The sequence below is a fragment of the Kitasatospora cineracea genome (assembly GCF_003751605.1).
Lineage (GTDB): Bacteria > Actinomycetota > Actinomycetes > Streptomycetales > Streptomycetaceae > Kitasatospora > Kitasatospora cineracea.
Window position 1 is genome coordinate 3,844,063 of record NZ_RJVJ01000001.1, and the last position, 21,194, is coordinate 3,865,256.

A 21,194-nucleotide genomic window follows, 5' to 3' on the forward strand; every position below is an offset into this window, starting at 1 on the left:
GCGGTGCGGCCGGGGTAGTGCGCAGGGAGTAGGGCGGGTGTCGCCCGGTGGGGGACGCTCCGGGCGGGGGTGCGGGGGGACGGTGGAGGGGCCGGCAGGGAGCCGGCGGCTCGACCGAAGGGGATGAGTGGTGATGGTGACGTTGCTGGCCGATGGGTGGTCCGGGCACGGGCCCGGGCCGTGGGTGCTGGTGTTCCCGCTGTTCTGGCTGCTGGTCGCGGTGCTGGTGGTGACGGTGCTGCGGCGGTCGGTGTGGCGGCGGCGCGGCTGGTGCGGCGGTGGGGAGCACGCCCCGCTGGCGGTGCTGGGGCGGCGGTACGCGCAGGGGGAGATCGACGAGGCGGAGTACCGGGAGCGCCGGGGCGTCCTGACCGAGGAGCACGGCAGCGGCGGGGGGAAGCGGTGACGGCCGCGGCCCGGGTCGAGGGCGCCGTGAAGGAGTACGGCGCGGGGGAGACCCGGGTGCGGGCGCTGGACGGCGTCAGCGTGGAGTTCGCGGAGGCCCGGTTCACCGCCGTGATGGGGCCCTCCGGGTCGGGGAAGTCCACCCTGATGCACTGCGCGGCGGGCCTGGACACCCTGAGCGGGGGCCGGGCCTGGCTGGGGGAGACCGAGCTCTCGGGGCTCGGCGACCGGGAGTTGACGCTGCTGCGCCGGGAGCGGATCGGGTTCGTCTTCCAGGCGTTCAACCTGCTGCCGACGCTCACCGTCCGGGAGAACATCACGCTGCCGCTGGACCTGGGCGGCGCCGCCCCCGACCGGGAGTGGCTGGACGCGCTGATCGACGTGGTCGGTCTCGGCGACCGGCTGCACCACCGGCCGAGCCAGCTCTCCGGCGGCCAGCAGCAGCGGGTGGCCGTCGCCCGGGCGCTGGCCGGGCGGCCGCAGGTGGTGTTCGCGGACGAGCCGACCGGCAACCTGGACTCCCGCAGCGGCGAGGAGGTGCTCGGGCTGCTGCGCTCCGCGGTGGACACCATGCGGCAGTCGGTGGTGATGGTCACCCACGACCCGGCCGCCGCCGCGTACGCCGACACGGTGCTGTTCCTGGCCGACGGCCGCCTGGTCGACACCGTGGAACGGCCCACCGCCGAAGGGGTGCTGGACCGGATGAAGGCCCTCGACACCCGTCGCGGCCGGGCGGCCGCCCGGTGAACGCGAGCGTGCGGATCGGGGCGCGCTCGCTGCTCGCCCACCGGCGCCGGCTGTTCGGCACCGTGCTGTCCATCGTCCTCGGAGTGGCGTTCCTGACCGGCACCATGGTGCTGGGCGACACCCTGCGGGCCAACTTCGACACCCTGTTCGCGGACGCCGACGCGGGCACCGACGCGGTGGTCCGCAGCGCCGAGGTGCTGGACGTCCCCAACGCCCCCGGCGGGGTCCGCGCCCCGCTGGACGAGGCGCTGACCGCGAAGCTGCGCGCCGCGCCCGGGGTGAGCGCCGCCGAACCGTCCGTGCAGGGCGCGGGCCAGCTGATCGGCGCCGACGGCAAGCCCGTCGGCGGGCAGGGCCCGCCCACCCTGGCCGGGAACTGGATCGCCGACCCCGGGCTCAACCCGTACCGGCTCGCCGAGGGCCGCGCCCCCGCCGCGCCCGGCGAGGCGGTGATCAACCGGGGCGCGGCGAGGACCGGCGGGCTGAAGGTCGGCGACAGCGCGGTGCTGCGCACCCCCGACCCGGTGCGGATCACCGTGGTCGGCATCGCCACCTTCGGCGCCGACGCCGACGGCATGGGCCCCAGCACCTTCACCGCGCTGACCCTCGCCGACGCCCAGGCCCACCTGACGCCGAAGGGCGCCGGGCAGGTGTCCACCGTCCGGCTCCGCTCGGACACCCTGACCCAGCGCCAACTGGTCGACAGAATAAGGCCGTTGCTGCCGAACGGGGTGGAGGCGCTGACCGGCGCGGACGCCACCGCGCAGTCCACCGCCGACGTCTCCGGCCGCTTCCTGAGCCTGTTCACCACCCTGCTGCTGGTGTTCGCCGGGATCGCCCTGCTGGTCGCCACCTTCACCATCCACAACACCTTCGCCATCGTCACCGCCCAGCGCACCCGGGAGAACGCCCTGCTGCGCGCCCTCGGCGCCGGCCGCCGGCAGGTGCTCGGCACCACCCTCGGCGAGGCCCTCGCCATCGGCCTGCTGGCCTCCGTGCTCGGCCTGCTCGGCGGCTTCGGCGTCGCCGCCGGACTCAAGGCGCTGTTCGCCGCGATCGGCTTCACGCTGCCCACCGGCGGCACCGTGGTCCACCCCGCGACGATCCTGCTCCCGCTGCTCACCGGCACCCTGGTCGCCGCGGTCTCCGCGCTCGCCCCCGCGCTGCGCGCCGCCCGCACCGCCCCGCTCGCCGCCCTGCGCGACACCGCCGTCGACGAGTCGGCGCAGGGCCGAAGTGCCCTGGTGCGGAAGCTGGTCGGAGCGGTCCTGGTGGCGGCGGGGCTGCCCGCTGTGGTGGTCGGCGCGACCCGCGGCCCCTCGCTGCCGCTCACCGTCGGCGGGGCGCTCGCACTGCTCGCCGGGACGGTCGTGCTCGGGCCGGTCGCCGCCGCGCTCGCCGTCCGGGTGCTGGGCGCGCCGCTGCCCCGGCTGCGCGGCGTCACCGGCGCGCTGGCCCGCCGCAACGCGGCCCGCAACCCGAAGCGGACGGCCGCCACCGCGACCGCGCTGATGGTCGGCGTCGCCGTGGTCACCCTGTTCACCGTGTTCGGCGCCTCGGTCAAGGCCACCCTGGACGACACCGTCTCGCGCACCTTCGCCGGCGACCTCGCCGTCACCGCCCCCGCCGCCGGGGCCGGCGGCAGCGGCGTCTCCCCGAAGCTCGCCCCCGCGATCGCCGCCCTCCCCGAGGTGCGCACCGCGGTCGGCCTCGGCCGGGGCGTCGCCCAACTCGACGGGCACGGAACCCAGTTGGGCGTCGCCGACCCGGTCGCGCTGGCGCAGGTCACCGACCTCGGCCGGATCGACGGCTCGCTCGCCGCCCTGGGCGCCGACGGCCTCGCCGTCTCCCGCGCCGAGGCCGACGCGCACGGCTGGCGGGTGGGCAGCACGGTGGCCGCGCGGTTCACCGACGGCGCCGCCACCTTCACCGTCCGCGCCCTCTACCAGGGCGGCGGCGTCGCCGGTGACTACCTGATCAGCCGGGGGGCCTGGCAGCCGCACCGCGTCCAGGACGCCGACACGCTGGTCGCCGTCGCACTGCGGCCGGGCGTCACGGTGGAGCAGGGCAAGGCCGCGATCGGGCGGTTGGCCCGGGAGTACGGCAGCCCGCAGGTGCAGACCCGCGCCGAGTACGCCGCGAGTTCCGCCTCCGGCGTCGACATGATGCTTTCGGTGGTCTACGCGCTGCTGGCGCTCGCCGTGCTGATCGCCCTGCTCGGCATCGCCAACACCCTCACCCTCGCCGTCCACGAGCGCACCCGCGAACTCGGCCTGCTGCGCGCCGTCGGCCAGACCCGGCCCCAACTGCGGGCCATGGTGCGGTGGGAGTCGGTCCTGGTCGCCGCGTTCGGCACGGCCGGCGGGCTGGCCCTGGGCGCCCTGCTCGGCTGGGCGCTCACCCGGGCCGCCGACAGCGCCGGGACGGGCTCCTTCGCGCTGCCCGCCGGACGGCTGGCCGTCGTCGCCCTGGTCGGCCTGGCGGCCGGCGCGCTGGCCGGGCTGCGGCCCGCCGCCCGGGCGGCGAAGCTCGACGTCCTGCGGGCGGTGGCGGGCGGCTGACGCCCCGTCGGACGCCCCGGCTTCCCCGCCCGTGCGCACCCGTACGCATCCGTGCGCACCCGTACGCATAAGGGGAAGCTGGGGCTTCCGTAATCGTCACTTATCGTAGTCGACTGTTACACTCGGTGGGGCATTCGGGGGAACCGGGCGGCGAGGAGAGCGTGCGATGAGCGACCACACCCAGGACGTGGACCGGACCGACCCCGAGTACCGGGCCTGGCTGAAGGAGGCGGTCCGCCGCGTCCAGGCCGACGCCAACCGCTCCGCCGACACCCACCTGCTGCGCTTCCCGCTGCCCGCCGAGTGGGGCATCGACCTGTACCTCAAGGACGAGTCGACGCACCCCACCGGCAGCCTGAAGCACCGGCTGGCCCGCTCGCTGTTCCTGTACGGGCTGTGCAACGGCTGGATCCGGCCCGGCGCCCCGGTCATCGAGGCGTCCAGCGGCTCCACCGCCGTCTCCGAGGCGTACTTCGCCCAGCTGATCGGCGTCCCGTTCGTCGCCGTGATGGCCCGCAGCACCAGCCGGGCCAAGATCGAGCTGATCGAGTTCCACGGCGGCCGATGTCACCTGGTCGACAACGCGGGCGAGGTCTACGCCGCGGCCGCCGAGCTGGCCGCCGAGACCGGCGGCCACTACATGGACCAGTTCACCTACGCCGAGCGGGCCACCGACTGGCGCGGCAACAACAACATCGCCGAGTCGATCTTCGCCCAGCTGCGGATGGAGCCCCACCCCGAACCGGCCTGGATCGTCGCCACCGCCGGCACCGGCGGCACCTCCGCGACCATCGCCCGGTACGTCCACTACATGCAGCACGACACCCGGATCTGCGTCGCCGACCCGGAGAACTCCTGCTTCTTCGACGGCTGGGTCCAGCACGACCCGGACGCGCACTGCCCCAACGGCTCCCGGATCGAGGGCATCGGGCGCCCCCGGATGGAGCCCTCCTTCGTGCCCGGCGCGATCGACCGGATGATGAAGGTCCCCGACGCGGCCTCGGTCGCCGCCGTCCACCTGCTGGCCGACGTGCTCGGCAAGAAGGCCGGCGCCTCCACCGGCACCGGCCTGTGGAGCGCGCTGCGGATCGTCGCCGAGATGCGCGCCGCGGGCCGCACCGGCAGCGTCGTCACCCTGATCTGCGACCCGGGCGACCGCTACCTCGACAAGTACTACTCCGCGCAGTGGCTCGCCGACGAGCACCTCGACCCCCGGCCGCACCGCGCCGCCCTCGAGGAGTTCCTCGCGGGCGGCGCCTGGCCGGAGGGCTGAGCGCCCGTCAGTCCTGCCGGGCCCCGCCGCGCTCGGTGAGCAGCAGGACGGCGGTGACGACCACGAAGACGGCGGTGGCGAAGTGCACGCCGAGGGCCGTCGCCGTGCTGCCGTGGTGCAGCAGGATGGTCGCGCAGTCCCCGAACGGCGTGACCGACTCCGCGAGCATCGCCCACCCGAGCGCCCGCCGGTGCCCGGTCAGCAGCAGGGCCAGCGGGACGAGCCCGGAGACGATGTCCCGGACGCCCTTGACGTTCAGGAACGCCGCCGCGTCCCCCCGCGGCCAGGCCGGCAGCCCGAACCCGGAGGCGGTGCTCTCCGGGGCGACCAGGAAGCTCACCCCGACGTAGGCGATGCCCAGCGCGACCACCAGGGTGAACCCGGTGGCGAGGTTGACGCGCAGCCGGCTGCTGACCGCGCGGGCGGTGGTGGCGGTGGCGGTGAGTGCGGACATGGTGGTTCCCCCTGCTTCCTCGAACTGCTCCGGTCCGCCGCGTGGTTAGCGGCGCTAGCGACAGGAGTGATGCTAGGCCGACGAGCGGTCGGATGTCTAGCGCCGCTAGTATTCGGTTCGCAGCTATCGGATCGGGGTGCCGTCAGCCCCCGAGCCGGACGCGGGCGGCGAGGAGGTCGGTGAAGGCGGTGGTGAGGCGGTCGGGGCGGGTGCGGGTGTAGGCGGTGAGGGTGCGGCGGATCGGGGGGTCGGGGCGGAGGACGGCGGCGTCCAGGGTGGGCGGGAGGATGGTGGCGGGGGCGAGGGTGGGGCCGAGGCCGGCGGCGGCGAGGGCGGGGGCGGCGGAGGTCTGTTCGGTGCGGACGGCGGCGCGGGGGGTGAAGCCGGCGCGGGCGCAGGCGGCGTCCAGGACTTCGGCCAGGCCGTGCCCGGGGGCGTAGTGCACCCAGTCGCGGTCGGCGAGCGCGGCGAGCGGCAGGGCGCCGCCCGGGGCGCCGGCCAGCGGGTCGTCCGGGGGCAGCACGAGGGCGAACTCCTCGACGCCCAACTCCCGTACCGGGCCGTCCCAGTCGTCCGGGAGCGGTCCGACCGCGAGGTCGGCCCGGCCGGCTGCCGTGGCGGCGCGCAGCAGCTCCGCGTGCGGGTACTCGCGCAGCCGGATCCGCACCCCCGGGTGCCGGGCCCGCCAGGCCCGCAGGACCGGCGGGAGGATGCCGAGGGCCACCGAGTGGACGGTGGCGACCTCGAGTTCGGCCTCGGCCAGGCCGCTCGCCCGGCGGGCCGCCGCGTGCAGGCGCCCGGCGTCGGCGAGGACGGCCCGGGCGTGCGGGAGGACGGCCCGGCCGAGCGGGGTGAGCCGGACGGCGCGCGGCAGGCGTTCCAGCAGCGGGCCGCCCAACGAGGCCTCCAGGGCCCGGACTTGGTGGGAGAGCGCGGGCTGGGTGACGTGCAGTTGCTCGGCGGCGCGGGTGAAGGAGCCGGTGTCGACCACGGCGGCCAGGTACTCCAGCTGGCGAAGGGTTGCCATGAACGGAGTCTATCGATCCGGTCGAAAACAAGCCTTGGACCTATCACCGCAGGTCGGAGCAGGCTGGTGGGCGGGCCGGGAGCACGACCCGGCCGCCCCGAGAACCGAGGAGAACCACCGTGTCCGCATCCCTGTCCGGCCGCCGCCTGGCCGTCGTCGGCGCCGGCTCCCGCACCGGCCGGCACCTCGCCCGCGCGGCCTCCGCCGCCGGCGCCGAACTCGTCCTGGCCGGGCCCGACCCGCGCAAGCTGGAGTGGACGGCCGGCGAGCTGTCCGGCCCGGCCACCGTGCTGCCCGTCGACCTCACCGACGAGGCGTCCATCGAGGCGTTCGCGGCCGAGCTCGGCCGCCTCGACCACCTGGTGTCCACCGCCGGGCTGCCCGCCAACGGGCCGCTCGCCGAACTGCAACTCGCCGACGTGCGGCGGGCGTTCGACGCCAAGGTGATCGGGCCGCTGCTGCTCGCCAAGCACCTCGCCGGGCGGATCGCCGCGGACGGCTCGCTCACCTTCTTCTCCGGCGTCGCCGCCTGGCGCCCCGCCCCCGCCCGCACCGTGATGGCCACCACCAACGGCGCGCTGGCCTTCCTGGTGCAGGCCCTCGCCGTGGAGATCGCGCCCGTCCGGGTCAACGCGATCTCCCCGGGCATCGTCGACACCGGCTCCTGGGACGGCCTCGGCGCCGACAAGGAGTCCTTCCTGGCCTCGGTCGCCGCCCGCAACCCGGCCCGCCGGGTCGGCACCCCCGACGACCTGGTCAAGGCCGTCCTGCACGCCATCGACAACCCGTACGTCACCGGCACCGTCCTGCACGTCGACGGCGGCGGACGCCTGGTCTGACCTCCCGAGCCCGCCCCCGGCCTCCCGAGCCCGCCCCCGGCCGCCGGGGCCCGGCCCGCTGCCGCCGGGCGGGGCTCAGCGGCCGACCCGGGCCCAGTCCAGGTCGCCCGCGCGGTCCAACTCGCTCAGCAGGACTCCCTGCAGGCGGTCCCAGACGCCGGTCTCCTGCCACTCCCGCAGCCGCCGCCAGCAGGTCATCCCGGAGCCGAAGCCCAGCTCCTGCGGCAGCCACTCCCACTGGATCCCGGTGTGCAGCACGAACAGGATCCCCTGCAGGCACCCCCGGTCGCCCAGCGAGGGCCGCCCGGTGGCCGGGCGGCGCCGCACCGGCAGCATCGGCTCGACCACCTCCCACAGGTCGTCCGACACCAGCCACGGCGGTCGCTTTCCCACACCGGGTCCAACGAGCCGGCGGGCGATCGGACATGGGGGAGCCGGGCCCGGCCCGGTCAGGGGAGGTCGGCGGGGACGAGGAGCTGGAGGTCCTCGGTGGTGGGGGAGGGGAGGTGGGCGACCCGGGAGGCGTGGCGTTCGACCATGGTCTCGAACACCTGGCGGGCGGTGCGGCCGTTGCCGAAGCCGGTGGAGCGGTCGATGCCGGTGAAGTGGGTGAGCAGGGCGGTCTCGGTGGCGTCGGCGAGCCGGTACTCGTGTTCGGCGGCCTGCGCGCGGGCGATGTCGAGGAGCTCGCCGGCGGTGTAGTCGGGGAAGGTGACGGTGCGGGAGAAGCGCGAGGACAGGCCGGGGTTGGCGGCCAGGAAGCGCTCCATCTCGGCGGTGTAGCCGGCCACGATGACCACCACCGCGTCGCGGTGGTCCTCCATCAGCTTGACCAGGGTGTCGATCGCCTCGCGGCCGAAGTCCCGCCCGCCGTCCTCGGGGGCGAGCGCGTACGCCTCGTCGATGAACAGCACGCCGCCGCGGGCCCTGTCGAAGGCGGCGGCGGTGCGGATCGCGGTCGAGCCGATGTGCTCGCCGACCAGGTCGAGCCGGGCCACCTCGACCAGGTGGCCGCGCTGCAGCACGCCGAGCGAGGCCAGGATCTCGCCGTACAGGCGGGCCACCGTGGTCTTGCCGGTGCCGGGGGCGCCGGTGAAGACCAGGTGGCGGCGCGGCGAGGGGGCCTTGAGCCCGGCCCGCTGGCGGGCCCGGCCGACCGAGATCAGGTCGATCAGGGTGCGGACCTCCTGCTTGACGGTGGCCAGGCCGACCAGGGAGTCGAGTTCGGCCAGCGCCACGTCCGCGGGCCGGCAGTCCGGGATCGGGGCGATCACGGCGGCGGCGGGCAGCGCGGGGGAGGAGGTCTGCACCAGGGTGGCCAGCGGCGGCCCCGCCGGCGCGGGCACGAGGGGCCCGGCGGGAACGGCCGCGGGGGCCGGCGCCGGCGCCGCGTCGTCCGAGGTGCAGCCCTCGGCGACCGGGCCCGGCTCGGAGAACTCGAACCCGGCCCGGGAGTTGCGCTCGGCCCGGCAGCGGATCAGCTTCGTCCGGCAGCCGTCGATCACGTGGAAGCCGAAGCCGCCCTGGGAGACCCGGACGGTGTCGAACTCGCCGCGGCCCTGCGCCGACACGTACACCCCGGCCTCGCTGGCGCCGCGCACCGTGCACTCGCGCAGCACCGGGTCGGCGCCCTTGGTGACGATCACGCCGGTGGCGACGTCGGCGATCTCGCAGTCGGTGAGCAGGCCGCCCGAGCCGTGGTCGCGGAACCACAGGCCGGTGCCCGCGCCCTGGATCCGGCAGCCCGACAGGTCGGCGCTGGCACCGCCGCTGACCGAGACCGCGGAGGAGCGGATCGCGCTGAACGAGCAGTCCCGGGCGGTGGCCGTCGAGCCCTGGTCGAGCACGAACAGGGCGTCGGGCAGGTCGTCCAGGGCGCAGTCGGCGAGCTCCAGGGCGGCGCCGTCGCTCACCCACAGCGCCGGGTAGTCGCCCTGCGCGGAGTGGAAGCGGCAGCCCTCGGCGAGCACCCGGGTACCGCCGTCCCAGACCGAGAGCGCGCCCCGCCCGAAGCCGTGCACGGTGGTCTGGCGCAGCGTCAGCTTCGCGCCGCCGCGCAGGTCCGCGGCGTTCTCCGGCACCTCGTGCACCCGGCAGGAGGACAGCTCCAACTCGGCGCCGGTGTCCAGGCTCAGGCCGTTGCCGGAGACCCGGTGGACCGTGCAGTCGGTGAGCCGGCCCACCGCCTGCGCCTCGGCCTGCACGCCCGAGCCGCGCACCTCGGAGACCTCGCAGCCGATCAGCTCCGCCAGCGTCCCCGGGTCGGCCAGCAGGACGCCGGCCCCGCCGGTGCGGCGCACCTTGACCCGCTCGGCGTGCAGCCGGGAGCCGGCCAGCACGGCCAGGCCGCTCTGCCCGGCCGCGGCGACCTCGCAGTCCAGCAGTTCGGCCCGGGACTGCGCGCGCAGCCGCACCCCGAGGCCGGACGGGTTCTCCACCACGCAGTCGACCAGCCGGGCCCGGGCGCCGTCGGCCAGCTCCACGCCCACCGCCGAGGAGGTCTCCACCCGGCAGCCGGACAGCACCGCGCCGTCCGCGCCGGCCACCAGCACGGCGGGCGCGGAGCGGTCGGAGCCCTCCACCACCAGGCCGCTGACGGTGGCCGCGGCGGTCACGGTCAGCGCGGTGCCGCCGCGCACCGCGCTCTCCGGCGGGGAGATCCGGACGCTGCCCGGGCCCTGCTCGGGGACCAGCGTCACCGGCTTGTCGATCAGCACGGCCTCGCGGAACGTCCCGGGGCGGACCGTCAGGGTGTCGCCCGGCTCGGCGACCTCCAGGGCCTCGCGGAGGGTGGCGTACTCCCCGCTGCGCCGGCGCCACCGCGAGGCGCTGTCCTGCGTGACCCGGACCCTGAGCTCAGCCATGACGATCTGTCATCCCCGCCTTCGTCGGTTACGTCGGTTGCGTCGGGACGCCGCGCGATCACCCCACCGTAGCGCGCGGTGCGGACCCGGCGGACCGCCGTCCGGCTCCGGCGCCCGGTTCAACGAGCGGGGCCGGGGGTGGTTCCGGGTGCACGGAGCTGACGGCGCCGGGGAGCGGCGGCGGCGCGGTGGTTCAGCGGCGGTCCGGCAGCGGCGCCGGGACCTCCTCCAGCACCTCGACCCGGTCGCCGACCGCCAGGGTGCCCAGCACCTCGGCGGCCGGGTCGGTGCCGAGGGGGCGGACCGGGACCAGGTTCTGGCCGAACACCAGCTTCTGCCCGAAGCGGTGGTGCCGGCCCAGCGCGCGCAGCGGCTCGGGGCCGCGCCGCTCGCCGGTCTCCTGGTCGGTGGTGGTCATCACGCAGCGCCCGCACGGCTTGGCCACCCGGAACTCCAGGCCGCCGACCCGGATCCGCCGCCAGCCGTCCTCGGCCCACGGGACGGTGCCGGAGACCACCAGGTTGGGGCGGAAGCGCTCCATCGGCAGCGCGGCGGCCTTGCGCGGGTCGTCGGGGTGGTCGGCGGCGATCCGGGCGTTCAGCTCGTCGAGCGAGGCGGTGGTGGTGACCAGCAGCGGGAAGCCGTCGGCCATCGAGACGGTCTCGTCCGGGGCGGCGTACCCCGGGTCGATCGGGCGGCTGGTGGCCGGGCGGTCGAGGTGGACCAGCCGGACCTCGCCGTGCTTGGCGGGCAGCCGTCCGGCCAGCCAGGCGGTGGTCTCCTTGCCGGTCAGGGCGGCGGAGAAGCGGGTGCCGAAGACGTCGACGGCGGCCTCGGGGGCGCCGGTGGCGAGGGCGGGCACCGGCAGGGTGTGGACGTCGCCGTCCGGGCCGGTCAGGGCGAGCGCGGTGCCGTCGGCGGACGGGACGGGGCGGAACTGTCCGATCGAGGGCTCGTCGCGCTGGGTGAGGGCGGTGCCGTCGGCGTCGACCAGCATCCAGCGGCGGTCCCCGGCCAGGCCCCAGGGCTGCACCACGGCGGACGGCGGGCTGAGCCGGTACATCGACTTGACGGGGTACAGGTGGAGCGCGGCTAGACGGGGCATGGGGCCATCCTGCCAGGCCCGCTCCGGCCGGAGCGGGCGGGTACGACGGTTCCCCGTGCCCTCCCCTGGCGGGGGAACACGGGGAACCGTGGTGGTGCGGTCCCGTCCGGGCGGTGTGCGCGGGCGGGGGTGTGGGGGAGAAAACGCTCCGTTGCGTGGTGACCTCGCCCCCTCGGGAGGGGTCCTCAGCCGGCCTGGGGGTACTGCCGGTACTGCGGGTACTGCTGGGGGGCGGCCGCCGGGCGGAGCGTGTTGCCGCCGAACGACTGGTCGCCGAACGACTGCTGCTGCGGGGCGGGTTGGGCGCCGAACTGCTGGGAGTTGAAGGTCGGCGTGAAGCTCTGCGGGGCCGCGGCGAAGCCGCCGGGGGCCTGCGGGGCCGGGTACGCCTGCCCGGGCTGCGGGTAGGACGGGGCGGCCGGGCGCTGGCCGAAGCCCTGCGGGGCGCTCGCGTAGCCGGGCTGCTGGGGCTGCGGGGCGCCCGGGTAGCCGGGCTGGGCCGGGATGTACGGCGCGGGGGCCGGGGTGCTGCTCGGGCCGGGGCCGAGGGCGAGACGGGCCGGGGGCAGGGCGGGCAGGTTCGACTGGGGGGCGTCGAAGCCGGTGCCGAAACCGCTGCCGTAGGCGGAGGACCAGGAGGAGGCCGGGAGGGCCGGGGGCACGTTGATGGGTGCGATCTGCGGAATGCCGCGCTCTGCGACCAGGCTGTCGTAGATGGGCGTGCCGGAGGAGAAGGACGGAGAGGGGTAGCCGACTCCGTCGTAGGAGCGGGGCGAGGTCATGGGGCATACCGTAAGCCCACAACGTGCCTGCTGAGGAGAGCGGAACGGCCTGGAGTTCAACTGTTTACAGACTCTTCGCTCGCTTAAATCGGGCAATGCCGGACACAGCCGGGCGAACTGACGTCCCGTTTCGGTCATCCGGGATCCATCGTCCGTACCCCACCCGCTCATCCGGGGTGGACAAAAGCCCTCCGATCGGACGGCCGAAAGGCTGCGCCAAGGTTCCGTTAAGCCTCAGTGGTCCAGACCGCCGTCCGCGGGGCGCCGTCCGGGGCGGGAACGGGGCGGGAACGGGACCGGCCCGGACGGCGGGTGCCGTCCGGGCCGGGATGGTGCGGGAGGGGGCTCAGCGGGCGGCCGCGGCGACGGCCTGGGCCGGGAAGCCCGGGCGGCCGGCCAGCTCGGTGGTGCAGTGCGCGCAGCGGGTCGCGGCGGCCGGGACGGTGCTGAGGCACTCGGGGCAGTCGGCCTTGGTCACCGGGGTGTCCTTGACCGGGTTGAAACGGTTCTGCAGCTTGCCGACCGGCATCACGACGGCGAAGTAGATCACCGCGGCGACCAGCACGAAGCTGATCAGGGCCTGGAGGAACGCGCCGTACGGGAAGGTGACCCCGGCGACGGTGAACGCCTCCTTGCTGAAGTCGCCGACCGCGCCGGCGGCGATGCCGATCAGCGGGGTCAGGAAGGCGGAGACGAAACCGGTCACGACGGCGGTGAAGGCGGCGCCGATGACGATGCCGACCGCGAGGTCGACGACGTTGCCGCGCAGCAGGAAGCTGCGGAATCCCTTGAACATGTCAGCCATCCTGACGCGCCAACCTCCCCTCGGTCCAACCGAGTTCACCTGATCCGACTAATCTCCGAACCGCCTTGCGAGACTCGATCGGACGGGCTCAGCCGCGCGCCGCGGCCGCCGCCAGCTCGGCCGCGAAGGGTTGGATGCGCACCACCGCGTCGGCGACCCGCCGGACGGTCGCCGGGTCCATCTGCGACCACAGCGGGACGGTCAGCACCGCGGCCGCCAGCCGGTCGGTGCGCGGCAGGTCGTCCGCCTGCCCGAGGTGGGCGTAGGCGCGCTGCCGGTTGACGGGCGGGAAGAAGTAGCGGCGGGTGTCGATGCCCTCGGCCCGCAGGGCGTCGGCCAGTTGCCGGTTGTCCAGGCCGAAGGCGGCCGGGTCCAGGATCAGCGTCAGGTCCTTGAAGGTGGAGGTGTCGCCGTCCTCCGGCAGGGCCAGCCGCAGGCCGGGGACGCCGGCCACCGTGCGGGCGAACTCGGCGACCAGCGCGCCCCGGTGGGCGACCCGCTCGGGCAGGCCGGCCAGCCAGGTCAGGCCGACCGCGGCGTGCAGCTCGCTCATCCGGGCGTTCAGGCCGGGGAACAGGGTGTCGTAGTCGCCCGGGTTGCCGTAGTCGCGGGCGGTGCGCAGGGTCCGGGCGAGCGCGGCGTCCCGGGTGGCGACCAGGCCGCCCTCGCCGGCCACCGCGACCTTGGTCGGGCTCATCGAGAACACCTCGGCCAGGCCGAAGTTGCCCACCGGCACGCCGCGCCGCTTCGAGCCGAGGCCGTGCGCGGCGTCGTACACCAGCGGCAGCCCGGCCGCGTCGGCGACCCGCTGCAGCTCCTCGACCTGGCAGGGCGTCCCGTACACGTGGGTGGCCATCAGCGCGGCGGGGGAGTCGGCGGCCTTCAGCCGGGCCTCGGCGTCGGCCGGGTCCAGGGTGATGTCCCGCTCCCGGGCCTCGGCGAACAGCGGGGTGCCGCCGGCCCAGTGCGCGGCGTGCGCGGTCGCCGAGAAGGTGAAGCCCGGCATCAGCACCGGGCGCCGGTCGCCGACCCCCGCGGCCTGCAGCACCAGCATCAGGCCCGCCGTGCAGTTGGACACCGCCACCACGTGCGGCACCTCCATCAACTCGGCGGCCCGCTCCTCCAGTTCGCGCACCAGCGGGCCGTTGGTGAGCATCCCGGAGTCGAGCACCGCGCCGAGCCGCCCGAGCAGCCCCTCCCGGTCGGGCACCCGGACCCGGGTCAGCGGCAGGCCGTCGGGGAAGGCGGGCGGGCCGCCGAGGGCGGCGGGGCGGTTCTGGTCGGTCGTCATCGGATACCTCCGTGGATACCCCCGGCTTCAGCCGGGGGAGGAAACGGATCTCCTGCGGAGCAGGGCAATGGGCTGCGTTTCGCCGCAAGGCGGACCGCAGTGCTCTGACCGGGAGGTTTAGTCTTTACAGGTGGTCCCACTAAGTTGTGAGCATGACCACGAACCACGTGAAGCGGGCTTTCAAGTACCGCTTCCACCCGACGGATGCGCAGGCGGCTGAGCTGTCGCGCACCTTCGGTTGCGTGCGGAAGGTCTACAACCTGGCGTTGCAGGCCCGGACCGAGGCGTGGAGCCTCCGTCAGGAGCGGATCAACTACAACACCACCTCCGCGATGCTGACGGCGTGGAAGAAGACCGAGGAGCTGGCCTACCTCTCCGAGGTGTCGTCCGTCCCGTTGCAGCAGACCCTCCGGCACTTGCAGGGGGCGTTCACCAACTTCTTCACGAAGCGGGCGAAGTACCCGACGTTCAAGTCCAAGCGGAAGTCCCGCCGCTCCGCCGAGTACACGTCGTCCGCGTTCCGGTTCCGGAACGGCGCTCTGACGCTGGCGAAGATGGCGGAGCCGCTGGACATCGTGTGGTCGCGCCCGCTGCCCGCGGGCGCGGCTCCCTCCACGGTGACCGTGTCGCAGGACGCTTCGGGTCGCTGGTTCGTCTCGGTGCTGTGCGAGGACCGGCCGTCGATGCCCGCCCCGGTCAACGCGGTTGTCGGTATCGACGCCGGGATCACCGGCTTGGTGACGCTCTCCACCGGTGAGAAGGTCGCCAACCCGAAGTTCGAGCGCGCCGACCGCGAGCGCCTGGCCAGGGCCCAGCGGGAGCTGGCCCGCAAGGCCAAGGGCAGCAACAACCGGGAGAAGGCCCGTGTCAAGGTCGCTCGGGTGCACGCCCGGATCGCCGACCGCAGGCGTGACTTCCTGCACAAGCTGACCACTCGACTCGTCCGTGAGAACCAAGCGGTCGTGATCGAGGACCTGTCGGTCCGCAACATGCTGGGGAACCGCAAGCTGTCGCGGGCCATCAGCGACGCCTCGTGGACCGAGCTGCGGTCCATGCTGGAGTACAAGGCCCAGTGGTACGGACGCGAGGTGATCGCCGTCGACCGGTGGTTCCCCAGTTCCAAGCTGTGCTCCGCCTGCGGAACCGTCCGCGACAAGATGCCCCTCAACGTCCGCGAGTGGACGTGCGACTGCGGTGCGGTCCACGACCGGGACGTCAACGCGGCGCGCAACATCCTGGCCGCCGGACTGGTGGCAGCAGCCTGTGGAGACGGTGTAAGACCTCAACGGAGCACTCCGGGCGGGCAGTCGTCAATGAAGCAGGAAGTCGTCCCACCGCCGCGCCCACGCGCAGCGGCTCAGCCGCGAGGCTGAGGGGAATCTCCCCCCCAGGGGGGAGAGGATGTCAAGAGGTCGAGCCCCCCTGGGTTCGGGACGGATCCGGCGCGCCGACGGCGGCCGGAGGTTCGGGGCCCGGCCGGGCGGCGCCCCGCGGGCCCGGCCGGGCCCGGCCGAGCCGCCGTCGCCGCCGCACCGGGCGGTCGGCGGCCGGTCGGGGCACCGCCAGCAGCACCAGGACCAGCGGCAGCACCTGCACCCGCTCGCGGGACAGGATGCCCATGTTGTTGATGGTCGAGAACGCCCAGCAGAACAGCAGCGTGTACACCACCGTGAAGGCCACGTACGAGCGCTGGACGAACAGCCTGGGCACCCGGGCCAGTTGCGGCCAGGCCCGGACGAACATCACCAGCAGCGCGAAGCACTCCACCGACTGGATCAGGTTCTGCACGTTCGACGCCTCGAACGGGAACGGCCGGAACAGCACGCTCACCACCGACACCGGCAGCTTCACCGGATTGAGGCTGAACCCGGGCGCCGGCTCGTCCGCGGCGGCCGCGTTGATCACCGAGTCGCCCTGCGAGGTGCGCCGCGAGGTCTCCGACAGCACCTGGTTGACCGCGTCCCCGCCGGTGCCGCTGGTCCCGAAGAACGTCGACACCTGCTGCAGCATCAGCATCACGCCCGCCGCCAGCACCGCCGCCGTCAGCACCGTGCGCAGCGGCCCCAGCGCCGACACCTGCCGCGGCCGTTGCCGCAGCAGGTACGCCACGCTCAGGCCCGCGCCCGCCAGCACCGTCACGTGCGGGCGCACCATCGCGGTGCCCAGCGAGCCCAGCGCGATGCACGCGAACGCCCCGAACCGGCGGTCCAGCAGCCGCGCCACCCCGTACGTAGTCAGGCCCAGGCAGAACATCATCCAGGCGTCCTTGCCGATGCTGGACGGCCAGAACAGCAGCGAGGGCAGGAAGAACACCAGCTTCGCGTAGCGCCGCGAGTCCGCCTCCGGGAAGGCGATCTGCAGCGCCCGCCAGAAGAACAGCAGCCCCCAGAAGCCCAGCCAGGAGAACACCAGGAAACCGCCGACCAGGGTCGGCCCGGTGACCGCGTAGACCACACCGGTCACGATGATCACGAAGCCGGTGCCCGCGACCTTCATCCCCAGGTCGTAGTGCAGGCCGGCGGAGAAGTCGGTGGTGGTCAGGTAGCGGGCCAGCTCGGAGCCCTTCTGGTCGTACATCTTGGCGTCCGCCGCGCCGCCGTACAGCACGAACGCCATCAGGTAGCGCGGGAAGGCGCAGGCCAGCTTCGCCGCCATCGCCACCATCAGCAGCCGGAACACCCCGCGCTCCGGGTTGGCCGCCGCCACCCGGGCCAGGACCGGCGTGCCGACCGCCATCAGCGCCGGGGCCACCAGCAGCGCCCCCCAGGTGTCGTACGTGGTGTGCACCATCGCCAGCACGAACACCGTCACGTAGCCCAGCACCACCGCCCAGGCCAGCGCGGACGGGCCGCCCCGGCGCAGCGCCGCGTGCAGCCGCGCCGCCGGGCGGGGGCGGCGCGGACGGCGGGCGGCGAGCAGCGCCGCCATCAGAAGACCTCCAGGTCGCCGAGGCTGAACCGCCAGTCGGCCAGCGACCGTTCGGCGGGCAGCGGGCCGGCCGGGGTGCGGGCGGCCAGCACCATCCCGGTGCGCGGCGCCCGCACGCAGCCCGCCCGCAGCGCGGCCGCGGCGGCCTCGGTGCCGGGGGACAGGTGGGTGGCGGCGTGGTCGCAGCCGGAGGCCGCGGCGGTGCGCAGCAACCGGGCGGCGGCGGCCCGGTCGCCCGGGCGGACGATCAGCTCGGCCAGCGTGAACTCGGCCAGCGGGCCGCGCCGCCGGGGCCGCCCGAACGCCACCCCGACCAGTTCGCCGCCCCGCTCCACCGTCGCCACCCGGTAGTCCAGGCCCGGCGCCGCCCCGTACCGCCAGGCCAGGTACTGCGGGGTGCGCACGGTGTGCAGCCGCGGGTCGGCCGCGTCCGCCCGCTCGCGCTCGGCGAGCAGCTCGGCCAGCTGCGCGGCCGTCCGGGCGTCAGGGGAGGACAACCACCCGGCGGCGGTGGGCAGTTCGCAGCGCGGCGGCCCCGACGGGCCGGGGCGGCGGGCCAGCGCCGAGCGGGCGCCCCGGGCGAACGACACCGGCCGGGCCACCCGCAGCGCCACCGGGACGCGGCCCAGCTCCCGCCAGCCCATCCGCAGGTAGCCGGGCAGGCTGCTGCCGTTCGGCGTGTTGAACACCAACTCGGCCTCGCCGCGCACCTGTTCGAGCAGCTCGGTGGTCAGCCCGCGGAAGATCCCGCGGCCCCGGAAGTCCGGGTGCGTCGCGGTGTCCACCGGCCGCACCGCCCGCACCTCGCGGCCGCCCGCCCCGCGCCAGCACCAGCGCAGGAACAGCCGCACCCCCACCACCCGCCCGCCGTCCGTCACCGCGACCAGGCCCGGGCTCGACCCGAACGGGTTCTCCCGGTGCTTCCAGTCGAAGAACTCCGCGCTGCGCCGCCCGGTCGGGCCGCCCGCCAGCGAAGCCGTCAACAGCTCCAGCACCGCCGGAACGTCCGCCGGCTCCAGCCCGCGGTACGTCAGTCCACCACCCACGTCGTGCTCCGCCCCACCCGTCGGTTCAGTTCGCCAGGACCCGCGCGTACACCCGCTCGACCGCCCGCTGCGCGCCCGCCACGTCGAAGGACGCCGACCGCTCGCGGGCCGCCGCGCCCATCCGCCCGCGCAGGGCCGGATCGGCCAACTCGCCCAGTGCCGCCGCCAGCCGGGCCGGATCGCCCGGCGGCACCAGCCGGCCCTGCACGCCGTCGTCCAGGATCTCCGGCACGCCGCCGACCGCCGTCACCACCGACGGCAGGCCCGAGGCCATCGCCTCCATCAGCGCCACCGGCAGGCCCTCCTGACGGGAGCTCAGGCAGAACACGTCCCAGCCCGGCAGCAGCGCCGGGACGTCCGCGCGCATGCCCGCGAACAGCACGCCGCCGCCCGCCCGGGCCCGCAGCTCGGCCTCCAGCGGGCCCGACCCGACCAGCACCAGCCGGGCGTCCGGCTCCCGCTCGCGCAGCAGCGCGAACGCCGCCAGCAGCGTCGCCTGGTCCTTCTTCGCGGTCAGGTTGCCGACCGTGCCGACCACCAACGCGTCCTCCGGCAGCCCGAGCGCGGCCCGCGCCGCGCGCCGCGCCGCCGGGCCGGACGGCGCGCCGCCCAGGTCCGGCCCGTGGTGCACCACCGAAAGCCACGCGCCCGCCCGCCGCCGCCCGACCCCCGCCGCCACCGCGTGCGACACCGCGATCACCGCGTCGTTGCGCCCATAGGTGAGCGCGTTCGCCCAGCGGGTCGGCAGCCGGTAGCGCTCCCACAGGTTGTGCTCGGTGTGCACCAGCCGCGGCCGGGGCCGCCCCGCCAGCAGCCGGGCCGCCACCGCCGGGACCGGCATGTGGGTGTGCACCAGGTCGTAGCGCCGCTCGGCCAGCAGCCGCCGCAGCCGCAGCGGCCAGCGCCGTCCCGGCGCGCCGCCCAGGCAGTGCACCGGCACGCCCGCCGCCGCCAGGTCCGGCACCAGCGCGTCCTTGTGCGGCAGCACGTACGCCACCTCGATGGCGTACCGCTCCCGGTCCGCGTGCCGCACGCAGTTCAGCAGCAACTGCTCCGCGCCGCCCCGGCCCAGGCCCTTGGCCAGCCAGAGCACCCGCGCCCGCCCCCCGGTCACCGCTCCTCGCCCAGCCGCAGCTGCAGCGTGGTCTCCACCGGCTCCTCCGGCGGCAGCTCGGCCGGCCGGCGGCCCCAGCTCGCCGCCCGGTCCCGCCGGTCGGCGTCCTCGCCCCGGCCGCCCTCGCCGTACACCGGCTCGCGCCGCCGGGTGTCCGCCGCCCGCTGGTGCTCGGCCCGGCCCGGCTCGGCCCGCCGCGGCTCCGGCCGCTGCGGCCCGGCCGCCGCCGGACGCGGCAGCTCCGCCCGCTCCGGCGCCGGACCCAGCGGCGCCCGCCCGCCCGGCCGCCCCGGCCGCAGCCGCGGCGAACGGTTGCGCCGCCCGGTGGCGACCTCCGCGCCCAGCAGCGCCACCCCCGCCACCGGCACCCCGGTGCGGGCCAGCAGCTCGGACACCCGGTCCGCCTCCTCCGGGCGGACGTTGCCCGCCATCACCGTCACCAGCACCGCGTCCGCGTGCCGCACCAGGTCGTACGCGTCGTTGGCGTTCAGCAGCGGCGAGGAGTCGATCAGCACCACGTCCGCGTGCCGCCGGGCCAGCGCCAGCACCTCCGCGGCGCGCAGCACCAGCGCCGCCGGGTACGCGGTGGCGTGGCCGCCCGCGATCAGCGCCACGTTCGGCACCCGGGTCGGCCGGATCAGCTCCACCAGCGAGGCCGGCTGCTCCCCGGACAGCAGCTCCGCCATGCCCGGGCCCTCGTCCAGCCCGAAGTGCGCGTTCAGCTCCGGCTGCCGGAAGTCGCAGTCCAGCACCAGCACCTGACGGCCCGTCTCGCCCAGCGCCGCCGCCAGGTTCGCCACCGTGGTGGTCCGCCCGTCGCCCGAACGCCCCGACATCACCAGCACCACCGGCGCCGGCTCCACCGCCCGCCGCACCCGCCGCTCGTCCTGGTCCAGGCCGCCCTGCCCGAACTGCGCGGACAGCGCCTCCGGGCCGGTCAGCAGCAGCGTCGAGCGCAGCGAGCGGAACGCCTCGGTCGCCGGGTCCGCCGGCCGGGCCGTCACCAGCGGCTCGCGCAGCCGCCGCAACCGCCGCGACAGGACCGGGATCTCGCCGACCACCGGCAGGTTGAACGCCTCCTCGACGCCGTCCCGGGTGCGCAGCCGGGTGTCCATCCGGGACAGCATCAGCGCCGCCACCACGCCCAGCGCCAGGCCCAGCACCACCGCCAGCGCCAGGCGCACCCCGCGGGTCGGCGAGGTCAGCAGGCTGCCGCCGAGCTCCTTGGTGTCGATCGAACCCCACTGCTGGATCGCGTCGGTCTGGCTGTAGTTCTGCAGGTCGGCGATGGCCCCGAGGGTCTTGGTCAGCGCCGCCGTCGCCGTCGACAGCTGCGGCTGCAGCTTGGCCTGATCGCTCGCGTTGGCCCTGCTGAACGACTTCTGCAGGTCGTCCAGCTGCGCCTGCTGGGCGTCCGCCTGGGTGCGCAGCCGCTTGATCGACTCGTCGGCGCTCTTGCGCGACTCCTGGGCGTAGCCGGTGATCGTCGCCTCCGACAGCGCCGCCGCCAGGTCCGCGCAGGACTGCTGGGTCGGGCCGGTGGTGGTGAACAGCAGCATCTGGGTGGACTCCGCCGCCACCGTCCGGCGCGCGGTCAGCGCCGCCACGTCCGTCAGGTGCAGCTTCTGCGCCGCCGCCGTGGTCACCGCCGACCCCTGCGCGTACGACAGCACCTGGTCGGCCCGCACGGTGTCCGCCGCGCCCGCCACCGGCGTGATCGCCACCTTGCACTGCCACTTGCCGTTGTCCACGGCGTCACCGGCCGGCGTCAGCAGGTACCCCACGACCAGCGCGGCCGCCGTGCAGGCCGCCAGCAGCCGCCAGTACCGCCGCAGAACGGTGAACAGATTTGCCGGTTCCACCGGTTGGTTCCCCTCGCCTCGTCACGGTGCCCACGCGCCCACGGCCGCACCCGCCCCATGGGCGGCGCGCATCGGTACGGCCGGCCCGGCC

Annotated in this window: 17 protein-coding genes and 1 pseudogene; 6 read left to right on the forward strand and 12 right to left on the reverse strand. The window is 75.4% G+C overall.

Annotation, left to right across the window (positions count from 1 at the left end; all coding sequences use genetic code 11):
- Positions 1 to 133: 133 nt before the first annotated feature.
- The 4 genes from EDD39_RS41005 to cds1 all read left to right on the forward strand — a co-directional run bounded on the left by EDD39_RS41005 (position 134) and on the right by cds1 (position 4,986).
- Complete coding sequence (locus tag EDD39_RS41005) at positions 134 to 406, forward strand: SHOCT domain-containing protein (protein WP_123557144.1); 273 nt, start codon at positions 134 to 136, stop codon at positions 404 to 406.
- Positions 403 to 1,152, forward strand: coding sequence for an ABC transporter ATP-binding protein (locus EDD39_RS17495; RefSeq protein WP_123557146.1), 750 nt, complete (start codon positions 403 to 405; stop codon positions 1,150 to 1,152). The genes EDD39_RS41005 and EDD39_RS17495 overlap by 4 nt, the downstream gene beginning before the upstream one ends.
- Positions 1,149 to 3,713 carry an ABC transporter permease gene (locus EDD39_RS17500; protein WP_123557148.1) on the forward strand — a complete coding sequence of 855 codons (2,565 nt, stop codon included), beginning with the start codon at positions 1,149 to 1,151 and terminating at the stop codon, positions 3,711 to 3,713. The genes EDD39_RS17495 and EDD39_RS17500 overlap by 4 nt, the downstream gene beginning before the upstream one ends.
- A 166-nt stretch (positions 3,714 to 3,879) precedes the next feature.
- Positions 3,880 to 4,986, forward strand: a complete 1,107-nt coding sequence (cds1, locus tag EDD39_RS17505; protein WP_123557150.1) for an L-cysteine desulfhydrase Cds1 — start codon at positions 3,880 to 3,882, stop codon at positions 4,984 to 4,986.
- 7 nt (positions 4,987 to 4,993) lie between these two features.
- On the opposite strand, the gene EDD39_RS17510 is transcribed toward cds1, so the two are convergent.
- Positions 4,994 to 5,440 (reverse strand): DUF4267 domain-containing protein, encoded by a 447-nt coding sequence (locus EDD39_RS17510; RefSeq protein ID WP_123557152.1) that lies wholly within the window; start codon positions 5,438 to 5,440, stop codon positions 4,994 to 4,996.
- A 142-nt stretch (positions 5,441 to 5,582) separates the two neighbouring features.
- Positions 5,583 to 6,467 (reverse strand): LysR family transcriptional regulator, encoded by an 885-nt coding sequence (locus tag EDD39_RS17515; protein WP_123557154.1) that lies wholly within the window; start codon positions 6,465 to 6,467, stop codon positions 5,583 to 5,585.
- Positions 6,468 to 6,586: 119 nt separating this feature from the next.
- Here EDD39_RS17515 and EDD39_RS17520 point away from each other — a divergent pair, with 119 nt between their 5' ends.
- Positions 6,587 to 7,306 carry an SDR family oxidoreductase gene (locus tag EDD39_RS17520; RefSeq protein ID WP_123557156.1) on the forward strand — a complete coding sequence of 240 codons (720 nt, stop codon included), beginning with the start codon at positions 6,587 to 6,589 and terminating at the stop codon, positions 7,304 to 7,306.
- 87 nt (positions 7,307 to 7,393) lie between these two features.
- Here EDD39_RS17520 and EDD39_RS17525 read toward each other — a convergent pair.
- From EDD39_RS17525 to EDD39_RS17550, 6 genes and pseudogenes are all read right to left on the reverse strand, one after another.
- Positions 7,394 to 7,699 (reverse strand): annotated as a pseudogene (locus EDD39_RS17525) (transposase); the annotation flags it as partial.
- Between the two features lie 56 nt (positions 7,700 to 7,755).
- Positions 7,756 to 10,170: a right-handed parallel beta-helix repeat-containing protein gene (locus EDD39_RS17530; RefSeq protein ID WP_123557161.1), complete on the reverse strand. Its 2,415-nt coding sequence runs from the start codon at positions 10,168 to 10,170 to the stop codon at positions 7,756 to 7,758.
- A 193-nt stretch (positions 10,171 to 10,363) separates the two neighbouring features.
- Positions 10,364 to 11,275 (reverse strand): MOSC domain-containing protein, encoded by a 912-nt coding sequence (locus EDD39_RS17535; protein WP_123557163.1) that lies wholly within the window; start codon positions 11,273 to 11,275, stop codon positions 10,364 to 10,366.
- 185 nt (positions 11,276 to 11,460) lie between these two features.
- Positions 11,461 to 12,057, reverse strand: a complete 597-nt coding sequence (locus EDD39_RS17540) for a DUF6643 family protein (RefSeq protein WP_123557165.1) — start codon at positions 12,055 to 12,057, stop codon at positions 11,461 to 11,463.
- Between the two features lie 346 nt (positions 12,058 to 12,403).
- Positions 12,404 to 12,853: a large conductance mechanosensitive channel protein MscL gene (gene mscL, locus EDD39_RS17545; RefSeq protein ID WP_123557167.1), complete on the reverse strand. Its 450-nt coding sequence runs from the start codon at positions 12,851 to 12,853 to the stop codon at positions 12,404 to 12,406.
- A gap of 97 nt (positions 12,854 to 12,950) precedes the next feature.
- A complete protein-coding gene (locus EDD39_RS17550; protein WP_123557169.1) occupies positions 12,951 to 14,153 on the reverse strand; it encodes a DegT/DnrJ/EryC1/StrS family aminotransferase in 1,203 nt (400 codons plus the stop codon).
- Between the two features lie 152 nt (positions 14,154 to 14,305).
- Here EDD39_RS17550 and EDD39_RS17555 point away from each other — a divergent pair, with 152 nt between their 5' ends.
- A complete protein-coding gene (locus EDD39_RS17555) occupies positions 14,306 to 15,526 on the forward strand; it encodes an RNA-guided endonuclease InsQ/TnpB family protein (RefSeq protein ID WP_123557171.1) in 1,221 nt (406 codons plus the stop codon).
- Positions 15,527 to 15,557: 31 nt separating this feature from the next.
- Here the strand turns inward: EDD39_RS17555 and EDD39_RS17560 are convergent, their stop codons facing one another.
- From EDD39_RS17560 to EDD39_RS17575, 4 genes are read right to left on the reverse strand one after another with little or no spacing between them, the layout of a single operon-like run.
- Positions 15,558 to 17,081, reverse strand: coding sequence for a hypothetical protein (locus EDD39_RS17560; protein WP_123557173.1), 1,524 nt, complete (start codon positions 17,079 to 17,081; stop codon positions 15,558 to 15,560).
- On the reverse strand, positions 17,081 to 18,127 hold the full coding sequence (locus EDD39_RS17565) for a GNAT family N-acetyltransferase (protein WP_123557175.1): 1,047 nt from the start codon (positions 18,125 to 18,127) through the stop codon (positions 17,081 to 17,083). Before EDD39_RS17565 ends, EDD39_RS17560 begins: the two co-directional genes overlap by 1 nt.
- A 25-nt stretch (positions 18,128 to 18,152) precedes the next feature.
- Entirely contained in the window at positions 18,153 to 19,241 is a 1,089-nt protein-coding gene (locus tag EDD39_RS17570) for a glycosyltransferase (protein ID WP_123557177.1), read from the reverse strand.
- A complete protein-coding gene (locus tag EDD39_RS17575; RefSeq protein WP_123557179.1) occupies positions 19,238 to 21,103 on the reverse strand; it encodes a polysaccharide biosynthesis tyrosine autokinase in 1,866 nt (621 codons plus the stop codon). Before EDD39_RS17575 ends, EDD39_RS17570 begins: the two co-directional genes overlap by 4 nt.
- Between the last annotated feature and the right edge of the window lie 91 nt (positions 21,104 to 21,194).

Coding starts and splice junctions, on each gene's coding strand:
- EDD39_RS17530 (WP_123557161.1), bottom strand. CDS start 10,170: ATGGCTGAGCTCAGGGTCCGGGTCACGCAGGACAGCGCCTCGCGGTGG.
- EDD39_RS17515 (WP_123557154.1), bottom strand. CDS start 6,467: ATGGCAACCCTTCGCCAGCTGGAGTACCTGGCCGCCGTGGTCGACACC.
- EDD39_RS17540 (WP_123557165.1), bottom strand. CDS start 12,057: ATGACCTCGCCCCGCTCCTACGACGGAGTCGGCTACCCCTCTCCGTCC.
- EDD39_RS41005 (WP_123557144.1), top strand. CDS start 134: ATGGTGACGTTGCTGGCCGATGGGTGGTCCGGGCACGGGCCCGGGCCG.
- EDD39_RS17555 (WP_123557171.1), top strand. CDS start 14,306: ATGACCACGAACCACGTGAAGCGGGCTTTCAAGTACCGCTTCCACCCG.
- EDD39_RS17535 (WP_123557163.1), bottom strand. CDS start 11,275: ATGCCCCGTCTAGCCGCGCTCCACCTGTACCCCGTCAAGTCGATGTAC.
- EDD39_RS17510 (WP_123557152.1), bottom strand. CDS start 5,440: ATGTCCGCACTCACCGCCACCGCCACCACCGCCCGCGCGGTCAGCAGC.
- EDD39_RS17560 (WP_123557173.1), bottom strand. CDS start 17,081: ATGGCGGCGCTGCTCGCCGCCCGCCGTCCGCGCCGCCCCCGCCCGGCG.
- cds1 (WP_123557150.1), top strand. CDS start 3,880: ATGAGCGACCACACCCAGGACGTGGACCGGACCGACCCCGAGTACCGG.
- EDD39_RS17550 (WP_123557169.1), bottom strand. CDS start 14,153: ATGACGACCGACCAGAACCGCCCCGCCGCCCTCGGCGGCCCGCCCGCC.
- mscL (WP_123557167.1), bottom strand. CDS start 12,853: ATGTTCAAGGGATTCCGCAGCTTCCTGCTGCGCGGCAACGTCGTCGAC.